The 12,721-nt window shown below is 67.8% G+C and carries 11 protein-coding genes and 1 pseudogene; all 12 read left to right on the forward strand.

Annotation, left to right across the window (positions count from 1 at the left end; translation table 11 throughout):
- Positions 1-200, forward strand: a pseudogene (locus VG320_RS02245) (MFS transporter); the annotation flags it as partial.
- A gap of 132 nt (positions 201-332) precedes the next feature.
- Positions 333-1,007 carry a TetR/AcrR family transcriptional regulator gene (locus VG320_RS02250; protein ID WP_327198542.1) on the forward strand — a complete coding sequence of 225 codons (675 nt, stop codon included), beginning with the start codon at positions 333-335 and terminating at the stop codon, positions 1,005-1,007.
- Positions 1,008-1,295: 288 nt separating this feature from the next.
- The gene (locus tag VG320_RS02255) at positions 1,296-2,969 is read left to right on the forward strand and encodes a methyl-accepting chemotaxis protein (RefSeq protein WP_327198543.1); all 1,674 of its coding nucleotides are present in this window, start codon (positions 1,296-1,298) and stop codon (positions 2,967-2,969) included.
- 67 nt (positions 2,970-3,036) lie between these two features.
- Positions 3,037-3,555 carry a chemotaxis protein CheW gene (locus tag VG320_RS02260; protein WP_327198544.1) on the forward strand — a complete coding sequence of 173 codons (519 nt, stop codon included), beginning with the start codon at positions 3,037-3,039 and terminating at the stop codon, positions 3,553-3,555.
- Entirely contained in the window at positions 3,552-4,937 is a 1,386-nt protein-coding gene (locus tag VG320_RS02265; protein WP_327198545.1) for a CheR family methyltransferase, read from the forward strand. Before VG320_RS02260 ends, VG320_RS02265 begins: the two co-directional genes overlap by 4 nt.
- Positions 4,930-5,634 carry a chemotaxis protein CheW gene (locus VG320_RS02270; protein ID WP_327198546.1) on the forward strand — a complete coding sequence of 235 codons (705 nt, stop codon included), beginning with the start codon at positions 4,930-4,932 and terminating at the stop codon, positions 5,632-5,634. Before VG320_RS02265 ends, VG320_RS02270 begins: the two co-directional genes overlap by 8 nt.
- Positions 5,631-7,982, forward strand: a complete 2,352-nt coding sequence (locus tag VG320_RS02275) for a hybrid sensor histidine kinase/response regulator (RefSeq protein ID WP_327198547.1) — start codon at positions 5,631-5,633, stop codon at positions 7,980-7,982. Before VG320_RS02270 ends, VG320_RS02275 begins: the two co-directional genes overlap by 4 nt.
- Positions 7,982-9,001, forward strand: coding sequence for a chemotaxis response regulator protein-glutamate methylesterase (locus tag VG320_RS02280; RefSeq protein WP_327198548.1), 1,020 nt, complete (start codon positions 7,982-7,984; stop codon positions 8,999-9,001). Before VG320_RS02275 ends, VG320_RS02280 begins: the two co-directional genes overlap by 1 nt.
- Before the next feature lie 85 nt (positions 9,002-9,086).
- Positions 9,087-10,205, forward strand: coding sequence for a diguanylate cyclase (locus VG320_RS02285; RefSeq protein ID WP_414695945.1), 1,119 nt, complete (start codon positions 9,087-9,089; stop codon positions 10,203-10,205).
- Between the two features lie 115 nt (positions 10,206-10,320).
- On the forward strand, positions 10,321-11,223 hold the full coding sequence (locus tag VG320_RS02290; RefSeq protein ID WP_327198549.1) for a transcriptional regulator: 903 nt from the start codon (positions 10,321-10,323) through the stop codon (positions 11,221-11,223).
- A 21-nt stretch (positions 11,224-11,244) separates the two neighbouring features.
- Positions 11,245-11,772 (forward strand): sigma-70 family RNA polymerase sigma factor, encoded by a 528-nt coding sequence (locus tag VG320_RS02295; protein WP_327198550.1) that lies wholly within the window; start codon positions 11,245-11,247, stop codon positions 11,770-11,772.
- Positions 11,769-12,650 carry an anti-sigma factor gene (locus tag VG320_RS02300; protein ID WP_327198551.1) on the forward strand — a complete coding sequence of 294 codons (882 nt, stop codon included), beginning with the start codon at positions 11,769-11,771 and terminating at the stop codon, positions 12,648-12,650. The genes VG320_RS02295 and VG320_RS02300 overlap by 4 nt, the downstream gene beginning before the upstream one ends.
- Positions 12,651-12,721 lie beyond the last annotated feature (71 nt).

Below are 12,721 nucleotides of genomic sequence, written 5' to 3' on the forward strand. Positions count from 1 at the left end.
CCGGCATGCTCGGCCTGACGGGCGGCATCTTCAACCTGGCCGCCAACCTCGCAGGCATCATCACGCCGCTGGTCGTCGGCATGATCGTGAGCGCGACGGGTTCGTTCGTGTGGGCGCTGGCCTTTATCGGCACGATTGCGCTGGTGGGCGCGGCGTCGTACATCTTCATCGTGGGCGATATCAAGCGCATCGAGCTTTGATGCGAAGGGTGGAGCGCACCCGCACTGGCCTTCGTACGGGCCGGTGCGGGCCATTCCCACCCGATAAAGCCCGACAGGGGCCATGCTAGAATCGGCCGCATCCCTTCCTTACTCGCGGTCCACAGAATAATTATGGCAAGACCGGCGGCTGCGGCCGAACGTAACGACGCTCAATCCGAAAGCCGGCGCAAGTACGATCCCGAGCAGACCAAACGCAATATTCTCGACGTGGCGACCGCCGAGTTTTCGGCGATGGGCCTCGCTGGCGCGCGCGTTGACGCGATCGCCGAGCGCACCAACACCACCAAGCGCATGCTGTATTACTACTTCGGCAGCAAGGAAGGGCTGTACGAAGCGGTGCTCGACAAGGTCTACGGCGACATCCGCGCGCTGGAGCAGGACCTGCATATCGACGAACTCGGTCCCGATGAAGGCCTGCAGCGTCTGGTCGAATTCACCTTCGACTATCACGACCGCCATCGCGACTTCGTGCGCCTCGTGACCATCGAGAATATCCACGGCGCGAAGTACATCGAGCGCCTCAAGACTTTCCGCACCCGCAACGCCAGCGTGATCCGCACGATCGAAGATCTGCTCGCGCGCGGCGTGGCCGCCGGCGTGTTCCGCGACGACATCGATCCCATCGACCTGCATTTGCTGATCAGCTCGATGTGCTTTCACCGCGTGGGCAATCGCCATACCTTCGGCGCGGCGTTCGGGCGCGATCCCTCGCATCCGCGCCTGCGCGCGCGTCACCGCGAGATGATCGTGGACGCCGTCACGCGCTTCGTTCGCAAGTCGGCCTGAGCCTCGCCGGGCGCTGCGATTTGTCCCGAAAATCGACCCGGACGATGGCGGATTAAGGGCGAAACGCCGCCGCGCCGGGTTATCGGCATTCAGCGCCGCTACCACATCCCCGACTTCCCTCATCCCATAAAAGTGCGCAAACGCATTACACTACGGCCCGGAAGCCCGCATGCGCGGGCTTTGCCCGCGCCGTGCGTGCATTCGCGTCCCGTCCGCCGATCCGTATCGGTCTGACCTCGTTGCGCGCGCCCGGCGCTGGTTCACGCCCACCGGATAAGCCCACGCGCAATGAGCACCGCCATGCCCCGTACCGGTTCAGCCGGACTGCCCCGTCAAACCCAGGGTCGCTACACACTCGGTACGCGCATCGTCCTCAGCTTCGGCCTGCTGTTCGTGCTGATGCTCGCGACGGCCGCGATTTCCTGGGAGCGCCTGCGCGCCATCGACGACGAAGCCTTGAGCCTGACGCGCGATTCCGTGCCGGGCCTGTTCTACGCGACATCGATGCGCGCCGCCGCGAACCAGACCTATACGCTCGTCGAGCGTGCCGCTTACGTCGAACCCGATGCAACCGGCATCGCTCGCGTGCTCGGGCAACTGCCGGCCGCCATGAACCAGGTCGAGCAGAACGCCTCGCACTATGAAGCCTCGGTGTACCGCGCCGACGATCGCGCGCGCTATCAGCACTTTCGCGACGCTTACGCCCGTTTCCTGCCGCAACTGATGAACGTGGTGCACGATCTGCCGGCCCAGCGCAGCGCCGCACAGACCGCATTCGTGCAACTGGACGCAAACTGGCGCGAGGTCGTCACGGCCGCCAACACGCTCGTCGAGGAAAACCGCCGCCAGGCCGACGATTCCGCGCAGACCATCCGCAGCTCGGTCACGGGCACGGAAATCACGCTGGCGAGCGCGCTCGGCATCGTATTGCTGGCGGCGCTTGCGACCGGCTACACGCTGCATCGCGCGATCACGCGACCGATGGCGCGGCTCGTCGAAGTGCACGACGCCATGCGCATGGGCAACCTCGCGCAGCGTCTCGAACTGGGCCGCCGCGACGAATTCGGCGTGCTCGAAGACGGCTTCAACCGCATGAGCGACGAACTGGCGAGCCTGGTTGCCCAGGCGCAGAAGTCGTCGCTGCAGGTGACGACCTCGGTGGCGGAAGTGGCCGCCACCTCGAAAGAGCAGCAGGCCACGGCCAGCGAGACCGCCGCGACTACGACCGAAATCGGCGCGACCTCGCGCGAGATTTTTGCGACCGCGCGCGATCTGGTGCGCACGATGGGCGAAGTCTCGACCGTCGCCGAGCAGTCGGCAGTGCTCGCCTCCAACAGCCAGAGCGGCCTCACGCATATGGAAGACACCATGCGCAGCGTGATGGAGGCGGCCGGTTCGGTGAACGCCAAGCTTGCGATCCTCAACGAGAAGGCCGTGAGCATCAACCAGGTCGTGGCGACTATCACCAAGGTCGCGGACCAGACCAATCTGCTGTCGCTGAACGCCGCCATCGAAGCGGAAAAGGCCGGCGAGTACGGCCGCGGCTTCGCCGTGGTGGCGACCGAAATCCGCCGTCTGGCCGACCAGACGGCGGTGGCGACCTTCGATATCGAGCAGACCGTCAAGGAAATCCAGTCGGCCGTATCGGCGGGCGTGATGGGCATGGACAAGTTCGCCGAGGAGGTGCGGCGCGGCATGCACGACGTCCAGGCGGTGGGCGCGCAGCTTTCGCAGATCATCGGCGCGGTGCAGACGCTCGCGCCGCGCTTCCAGGTGGTCAACGACGGCATGCAGGCCCAGGCCACCAGCGCCGAGCAGATCACCCAGGCGCTCACGCAGCTTTCCGAGGCCGCGCAGCAGACGGCGGAATCGCTGCGCCAGTCGTCGCAGGCCATCGACAATCTCACGCTCGTGGCCAACGAGCTGCGCACGGGCGTGTCGCGGTTCAGGATCGAAGCGTGATCCGCCGCATGATCCGCAGCGTCACTTCGCGCCGCCTGAGTCCGGCTTTTTCCTGAACGGAGCGGCGATGCTTTTTCTCGTGTTCGAGCTGGACGGCGAACGTTACGCGCTCGATGCGCGCGAGATCGTGCGCGTGCTGCCCTTGCAGCCGGTGCGCGCGTTCGCGGGCACGCCGCCGTTCATCGCGGGGGTGATCGATCACGAAGGCGCGCCGGTGCCGGTGGTCGACATGGCGCAGCTTGCGCTTGGCCGGCCCGCGCATGCGCTGATGTCCACGCGCCTCGTGCTGGTGAACGATCGCGCCGATCCTCGCACTTCGGAGCCGCGCCGCCTGGCATTGCTGCTCGAATGCGCGACGCGCACCCAGAGCTTTGCGCCCGGCGACTTTGCCGAAGGCGGGATTGCCACGCCCGAGGCGCGCTGGCTTGGGCCGGTCGCGCGCGACACGCTGGGCTTCGTGCAATGGGTGAAAGTCGATCAGTTGCTCGACGCTCGCGTGCGAGCGCTGCTGTTCCCCGATCCGCCAACATGGCAGCGCGGCGAAGACGCCGCCGATCGTCACTCGCCGATGGGGCGCGCGTCATGAGTCTTGCGCGCTTCGAGAACTGGCTGCTGGAAGAAACCGGCATCGACGCCGAATCGCTCGGCGCGCAGGCGCTTGCGCGTGCCGTGGCCGCGCGTGCGGCGGCGACCGTAGGCGTGGACACGGCGAACGGCGCGTCGCACTCAGACGCCATGCACGACGCCTACTGGAGCATGCTGACGACCACCGCCGCCGAGCGCCAGGCGCTGATCGACGCGCTCGTCGTGCCGGAAACCTGGTTCTTCCGCGAACGCGAAGCCTTCGCGGCGCTCGCGCGCGGCGGCATGGAGCGGCTCGTGACGCATCCCGGCGAAGTGCTGCGGGTGCTGAGCGCACCGTGCTCGACGGGCGAGGAGCCGTATTCGGCGGCAATGGCGCTGTTCGACGCGGGCCTCACGCACGAGCAGTTCGGCATCGACGCGATCGACATCAGTTCGGCCTCGATCGAGGCGGCCACGCGCGGCGTCTATGGCCGCAATGCGTTTCGCGGCGATGCGCTGGCGTTTCGCGAGCGCTATTTCCATGCGACGCCGCAAGGCTGGCAGCTTGCCGATGCCGTGCAGCGCGCCGTGCACTTCGAGCGCGCGAATCTGTTCGAATGGCTCGCCGCGCATCCCGTGCGCTATGACTTCATTTTTTGCCGCAACGTGCTGATCTATTTCGACCGCCAGTCCCAGGACCGCGCGATCGGCCTGCTGCGCGCGCGTCTTGCCGATGGCGGGATGATCTTTGTCGGCCCTGCGGAAACGGGTTTGATGATGCGCCATGAATTCGCTTCGGCGCAGATTCCGCTAGCGTTCGGTTTTCGCTGGCCGGGTACAGGCAATGGGAGCGCACAGGCTGCCGATCCGCTGGCGTTGTCGGCGCAGGGCGTACGCAACCCCTACGACGCCACATTGCATACCTCGTTGCGACCGCTGCACGCGGCGCAGCCCACGCGCGCCGCCGCGCTGCCCGCGACGATGAACGCAAGGGCGAGCACAAAAATCGCCACGCCGCCCGTAACGCGCCCGGCAACGCTGGCTTTCGCGGCACCGCAAGCCGCGCCGCCATCGTCGAACATTCCGACACTTGCCGAAGCCCGTCGTCTGGCCGATGCCGGTTCGCTCGACGCCGCCGCGCGTGCCGCCGCCCAGCACGCAGAAACCGCGCCCGACGACGCCGAGGTGTGGTATCTGCTCGGCCTGATCGCCGATGCGCAGGGCGAGGCCGCGCTCGCGCTCGCGCACTACCGCAAGACGCTGTACCTGGAGCCTGGCCACTACGAAGCGCTCACGCATCTGGCCGCGCTGCTCGAAGTGCAGGGCGACACCGATGGCGCGCGGCGCCTGATGCGTCGCGCCGAACGCGCCTCGCAGCGCAGCCCGGGAGGCGCGAATGCGTGACGCCCACGACGCCGCCGTGCAGCCCCTTCACGCCGCGCCGCTCGACGATTGCTGGAACCGCATTGGCGTGCGCGGCGACAACTCGTGCGAGCGCCTCCAGCAGTACGTGCGCTGCCTCAATTGCCCGGTGTTCGAGCAGGCCGCCGCGCGTATGCTCGATCGTCCGGCCCAGGGCACGACCAGCGCGCCGATCTCGCAGCAAAGCACCGCGCGCACCGACGCGGCGAGCCTGCGCCGCGACGGCTCGCTCGTGTTCCGCGTGGGCGCGGAATGGCTGGCGCTGACGGCGTCGGCGTTGCGCTATGTCGGCGAGTCGCGCCCGATTCACTCGTTGCCGCACCGGCGAAGCTCGACGGTGCTCGGCGTCGTCAACGTGCGCGGCGTGCTCACGCTCGCGGCTTCACTTGCCGATCTGCTGCATATCGATGCGAACGCACCGGCCACGGCGATCTCGGGCGCGCGCACCGCCACGCCGCGCCTGCTCGTCACCGAATGGGACGGCGAGACCACCGCGTTCCCCGTCGACGATGTCGAGGGCGTGGCGTACTTCGGCGCCGATGAACTGTTGCCCGCGCCCGCCACGCTCGCACACGCGGCAGGCCGCCATGTGCGCGGCGTGTTCCCGTGGCGCGGCCGCTCGGTGGGCGTGCTTGAACCCGATGCGCTGTTCGGCGCGTTGACCCGGAGCCTGAGATGAGCGACGACGAACTGAGCCGCCGCTCGCTGCTCGACCTGTTCCGCGAGGAGGCGCAAACGCAGACGCGCACGCTCGCGGCGGGCCTGCTCGCGCTGGAGGCGACGCCCACCGACGCCGCCACGCTTGAAGCCTGCATGCGCGCGACGCACTCGCTCAAGGGCGCGGCGCGCATCGTCGGGCTGCCTGAGGCCGTCGACGTGGCGAGCGCGATGGAGGATTGCTTCGTCGACGCCCAGCACGCCTTGCTGACGATCGATGCAGCGCGCATCGACGCGCTGCTGGTCGGCATCGATCTGCTGATGGCGGCGGGCGATGCGTCCGCGCCGCCGCTCGCGCGCGACGTGGTGGATGGCTTTGTCACGCGGCTGGCGAATGGCGGGCAGGCCGTGCCGGCTGCGCCCGAGGCGGCTGAACCGTCAGCGCCGCTCGATCCGGAGGCTTTGCTGATGGCGAGCCTCGCCAGCGTGCAAGTGCCGAAGGAAGAACCCGCCTCCCTCCAGGCCGTGAGCGACTACGCAGAGCCTGTCGCCGCACAGGCTGCAGCACCCCAGGCCAACGCCCAGACCACGAACAGCCGCACTCGCGACAGCGACCGCATGCTGCGCGTCCGGGCAGGCACGCTCGACCGGCTGTTGGGTCTTGCGGGCGAATCGCTGGTCGAGTCGCGCCGCATGCGCCCGTTCGCCAATGGCCTGCTGCGCGTGCGCCGCGCCCAGGGCGACGTGCTCGCCGCGCTCGGCCAGTTCAGCGAGCATCACGGGGAGGCGCTCGGCCACGATGCGCGCGCCGCGCTCGCCGCGATCCGCGAGCAGTTATCCACGCTCGGCGGCCACCTTGCCGAACGTTTCGACGACCTCGACCGTATCGACCGGCGTGGCACCCAGCTCGCGCAGCGGCTCTACGATTCGGCGCTCGAATGCCGCATGCGTCCGTTCAGCGATACGGCGCACGCCTATCCGCGCATCGTGCGCGACCTCGCGCGCTCGCTGGGCAAGCGTGTGCGTTTCGTGATCGACGGCGAGACGACCCAGGTCGATCGCGACATTCTCGACATGCTCGATGCGCCGCTTGGCCACTTGCTGCGCAACGCGCTCGACCACGGTATCGAAGATCCCGACACGCGCCGCCTGCTCGGCAAGCCCGAGGAAGCGACGCTTACGCTCGAAGCGCGGCACAGCGCGGGCAAGCTGCTGATCGCCGTGGGCGACGATGGCGCGGGCGTCGACATGCCCGCGCTCAAGCGCGCGATCATCGCGCGCGGTCTCGCGCAAGCGGATGCGGTCGAAACCATGTCCGAGCCGGAACTGCTCGATTTCCTGCTGCTGCCGGGTTTTTCGATGCGCGAGCGCGTGACCGATGTGTCCGGGCGCGGCGTGGGCCTGGACGCCGTGCAGAACTTCGCCAAGGCGGTGCGCGGCACCGTGCGCATCGAAAGCGCGGCGGCGCGCGGCACGCGCTTCGTGCTGCAATTGCCGCTTACGCTGTCGGTGTTGCGCAGCCTGATCGTCGATGTCGCGGGCGAGGCCTACGCGTTTCCGCTCGCGCATGTGCGTCGCGCGCTGCGCGTGCCGCGCGAGGCCATCGACATGCTCGAAGGCCAGCAGCATATCGTTCACGAAGGGCGGCCGATCGGTCTCGTCACGGCGCGCCAGTTGCTCGGCGCGAGCGACGCCACGGCGGCGGCCAATGCATCGGGCGATGTGAGCGTGCTGCTCATCAGCGACGGCACGGGCCACGACGCCGCGTTCTACGGCATCGCCGTCGACGCTTTCGCGGGCGAGCGCACGCTTGCGGTGCAGCCGCTCGATGCGCGCCTGGGCAAGGTGCGCAACGTGGCCGCCGCGGCACTGCTCGAAGACGGGACGGTGACGCTGATCGTCGATGTCGAGGATATCGTCGCCTCGGTGGCGCGGCTCGTGCGCGAAGGGCAGCTCGCGGGCGTCACGCGCAGTGCGAGCACCGCGGCGCGCGAACGCAAGCGCATTCTCGTGGTTGAGGATTCCTTGACCGTGCGCGAACTGGAGCGCAAGCTGCTCGAAAAACGCGGCTATGCGGTGACCGTTGCGGTGGACGGCATGGATGGCTGGAACACGCTGCGCAACGGCCAGTTCGATCTCGTCATCACCGACGTGGACATGCCGCGCATGGACGGCATCGAACTCGTCACGATGATTCGTAACGACCCGCATCAACGCAACGTGCCCGTCATGATCGTCTCGTACAAGGACCGCGAAGACGACCGGCGGCGCGGCCTGGACGCGGGCGCCGACTACTACCTGACCAAGGGCAGCTTCCACGACGAAGCGCTGCTCGACGCCGTGAACGATTTGATCGGAGAGGCGACCTGATGAACATCGGTATCGCGAACGACATGCCCCTCGCTGTCGAGGCGCTGCGCCACGCCATTGCCGCGCGGCCCGGGCATCGCGTGCTATGGGTGGCGGCCGACGGCGAGCAGGCCGTCGACTTCTGTGCGGCCCAGCAGCCCGACGTGATCCTCATGGATCTCGTGATGCCGAAGATCGACGGGGTGGAAGCCACACGGCGCATCATGGCGCGCTCGCCGTGCCCGATCCTGATTGTCACGAGCAGCGTGGGCGCCAACGCGTGGCGCGTGTATGAAGCGATGGGCGCGGGCGCGCTCGACGCCGTCGATACCCCCACGCTCGCGGGACCCGACGCGCGCAGCACCATGGATCTGCTGCTCGCCAAGATCGACCAGATCGGCCGCGTGAACGGCAGCACCGAAGCCACGCGCGCACCGGCCGCATTTGCCGCCGGGACCGCCACGCTGGCGCCGCTGGTGGCGATCGGCGCTTCGGCGGGCGGACCGACTGCGCTGGCCACCGTGCTGGGCGCGCTGCCCGCGAACCTCAAGGCTGGCATTGTGATCGTGCAGCACGTCGATCAGTCGTTCGCCGTGGGCATGGCCGACTGGCTCGACGGGCAGACCGCGCTGAAAGTGCGTATCGCGAACGAGGGCGACCGGCCCACGCCCGGCGAGGCGCTACTCGCGGCGACCAACGATCATCTGCGCGTGGCAGCGAACGGCAAGCTGGCTTACACTCGCGAACCAGCCGAAACGCCGTACCGCCCGTCGGTGGACACGTTCTTTCATAGCGTGGTCGAGAACTGGCCGGGCGAGGCCATCGGCGTGCTGCTCACGGGCATGGGACGCGACGGCGCGATCGGCCTGAAGGCAATGCGCGCCAAAGGCTGCTACACGATTGCCCAGGACCAGGCGACGAGCGCCGTGTACGGCATGCCGAAAGCGGCTGCGGCGCTGGACGCCGCGCGCGCGATCCTGCCGCTGCCCGCCATCGCCGCCGAACTGGTGAGCCGCCTTGGCGCGCCGCGCGCGGCTTGAGGCCAGGCCTATTGCCGAACCGCTGCCGAACCGTTGCCGCAACGCCGCCCGCATCGATACTGGATTGACCCAAGCGACTGACATCATGACCGAGAAGCCGAACCATTCAACCGCGCCAGAAACCGCGCTGACCGAAGGCGGGCCCAACGAGGCCTCGCTCGAAGGCGCGCTGGAAGCCGTGCGCACGGCGCTTGAGCAGCCTTTGCCCGGCGCGGCTGACGTACCGATGATGGTGCTGCTGGTGGACGACCAGGCGATCGTCGCCGAGGCCGTGCGGCGGGCGCTGGCGAGCGAGCGCGAAATCGACTTTCACTACTGCTCGCATCCCGAGCAGGCGGTGCGCATGGCCGAGCAGGTGCGCCCGACCGTGATCCTGCAGGATCTCGTGATGCCTGGCACCGACGGCCTCACGCTGGTGCGCGCCTACCGCACCAACGACGCCACGCGCGACGTGCCCATCATCGTGCTGTCGACCAAGGAAGAACCCGCGATCAAGAGCGCCGCGTTTGCGGCGGGCGCAAACGATTACCTCGTCAAGCTGCCCGACAGCATCGAGCTGATCGCGCGAGTCAAATATCATTCGCGTTCCTACGTAAACATGCTCCAGCGCGACGAGGCCTATCGCGCGCTGCGGCGCTCGCAGCAGGAATTGCTCAAGGCGAATCTGGAACTGCGCCGCCTCACGCATTCGGACGGCCTGACGGGGTTGTCGAACCGTCGTTACCTCGACGAATTTCTGGGCGCCGAATGGCGGCGGGCACAGCGCGAAAACACCGAAGTGTCGCTGCTGATGATCGACGTCGATTACTTCAAGCCCTATAACGATACCTACGGCCATGTGGCCGGCGACAACGTGCTGCGTTCGGTCGCGACCACGATCCGCCGCGAGGTGAGCCAGCCGCGCGACCTGGTGGCGCGCTTTGGCGGCGAGGAATTCGCGGTGGTGTTGCCGGGCGCGGGCAGCGCGTTTGCGCGCCTGATGGCGGAGAAGATGCGCCGCGACGTGGCGGCGCTGCAATTGCCGCATGTGGGATCGAAGGTCAGCGAACATCTGACGATCAGCGTGGGCGTGGCGACGCTCACGCCCACGGCGGGGCTGATGGAGACCGCGCTGATCGAGGAGGCCGACGCGGCGCTCTATCGCGCCAAGCGCGAGGGCCGCAACCGCGTGGCGTTCTCGAACGAAGTGACGGCGCGCACTTAAGCGCAGCGGCGCAGCGCCCCGTCCATCTCGCCCTTAAAAATCTTTCTGCCTCTGTCGGAATAAGCGCGCCGCCCGCGCGTTAGCCCATCGTCCCCAATTCATTTACGCGACGATCATGGTTCCGCAGGGGCCGCCCGACGAGCGGCCGATTTCCGAGGCCGAGGTTTCCGAGTCTGATATCCAGGCCTACACTGACGGCTCGCTGCATGGCGAGCGGGCCGCGCGCGTGCGCCGCTATCTGGCGCGGCGGCCCGGCGAATGGCATCGGATCCTGTTCTACCGGCGACTGAACGCGCAGATGCGGCGCTCGTTTGGCGAGGCTGCGCTGGCGGGAGTCGCGCCGGTTGCTACTTCTGTGATGGCGTCTGCCGTTGAGTCTGCCGTTGAGTCTTCCCGGCCGCGCTTTTTGCCACGCTCACGCGCGCTGCGGCGCGGCCTGGGCGCGTTCGTCGCGGCGCTCGCGCTGGCGGCGGCTGCGCTGGCATGGCTGGCCGTTTCGGAACCCGGCGTGCAGGCGCTTAACAACGCGGCGGTCATGGCGTTGCTGGAAGCGGGCAACGGCAGCCAGCCGATGCCGAATGCCGCCGACGCGCTAGCCGATACGCTCGCCCCCGGTGCGCACGCCGCCGGGCCCGCGCCGTTCGATCTGGATGCCGTAGGCCTGCGCTTGGTTGCGTCGGGCACGATGGAACTCGGACCGTTTGCGCGTGCGCAACGCTGGACCTACGTGAACGCCGATGGCCAGCCGGTCGTGTTGCTCGCGTCGCGCGCCTGGTTCGAGCGCGCCGCGCCGCAGTGGAGCGCGCGGCGCGTCGGCGATCTGCGGCTGATCGGCTGGATCGGGCACGGCGAACGCTGGGTGCTGGCAGGCAATGCGCGCACGCATGGACTGATGCGCGCCGCCGACGCTGCGACCCGGCAGATGGATCCACAGATCGCACTACAACGCGAACCGCAGAACGGACCGCAGAACGAAACGCAGCAAGCCGCGCGCGGGGACGCGCAACCCCGGCGATGAGAGGGCACACGAGGATGGAACATGGACATCCGTGACGAGCTGATCGAACACGTACCGCGCCTGAGGCGTTATGCCCGCGCGCTGATAAATAACCGCGAGCTGGCCGACGATCTCGTGCAGGACACGCTCGAACGCGCGCTCGCGCGCACCGAGCTGTTTCGCGCCGGCACAGATCTGCGCGCCTGGCTCTTCACGATCATGCACAACCTGTTTGTGAACCAGGTGCGCAAATCGGCGGCGCGCGGCACGCATGTGTCCGTCGACGACGACAGCGTGCCCGAGACCGATTACGCGATGCCCGCCACGCAGACCGGCGCGCTCGAAGTGCGCGATCTCGACTTCGCGTTGCAGCGTTTGCCCGTCGAACAGCGCGAAGTCGTGCTGCTAGTGGGGCTGGAGGAAATGAGTTACGCCGATGTGGCGCTGGCGCTCGACGTGCCGATCGGCACGGTGATGTCGAGGCTGTCCAGAGGCCGTGAGCGCCTGCGCGCGCTTATGGCTGGAGCGGCCGGAAGCGTCCCGCGTGCGAACCTGAAGGTGGTGCGATGAGCGATCAACAACATCCCGTGACCGAAGACGAGATTCACGCCTACGTGGACGGCACGCTTTCCGAAGCGCGCCGCGCCGACGTCGAGCGCGAACTCGAACGCAACCCTGAACTCGCGGCGCGCACCAGCGACTTTTTCTCGCTGAACAGCCTGCTGCACGAACGTTACGACCGCGTGCTGAGCGAGCCGGTGCCCGCGCGTCTGCGCGATGTGGTGTCGGCGTCTGCCGCTGCCGCGAAGGAAGAGGCTCCCACGCCGCGCGTGCTGAAAAATCGCACGCTCGACCACACGCGCCCGGCCGCCAACTGGCCGAAGTTTGCGGGCTTCGCCGCGGCGCTGATGGTGGGCATCGGCATCGGCTGGGGCACGCATTATGGCGCCGATGTGTTGAATGGGCCCGGTGACGCGGCGCAAGCCGGGCTGCACACGGTCAGTGCGGACCCGACCATGAATTTCGTGCACGAAGCCGCGCTCGCGCATGTGGTCTATATGCCCGAAGTCGAACGCCCCGACGCGATGGGTGCGCGCCAGGAGCAGGATTTCGTGCAATGGCTTGCGAATCGCATGGGCACCGACGTGCATCCGCCGATGCTGTCCCGCAGCGGTTTCGAGCTGGCCGGCGGGCGTCTGCTGCCGGGGCCGGACGGCGAGGTCGCGCAGTTCATGTATCACAACGCGAAAGGCGAGCGCGTGACGCTGTGTATCTCGCATCGCAAGGTCAGCAGCAACACCACGGCGTTCAAGCTCTACGAAGACGGGCCCGTGAGCGTGTTCTACTGGATCGACGGCGACTTCGGTTACGCGCTTTCCGGCGGCATCGACCGCAAGGTGCTGCTGCAACTTTCGCACGATGTCTACGCGCAACTGACTGCACGTTGAAGCGGCGCCGATCTTCTATCGCGCGGCGTCGCCGCGCGCTCAAACCGCTTGATGCAAACCTCTTCATGCAT

This window comes from Paraburkholderia sp. (assembly GCF_035948235.1).
In the GTDB taxonomy this organism is placed as follows: domain Bacteria; phylum Pseudomonadota; class Gammaproteobacteria; order Burkholderiales; family Burkholderiaceae; genus Paraburkholderia.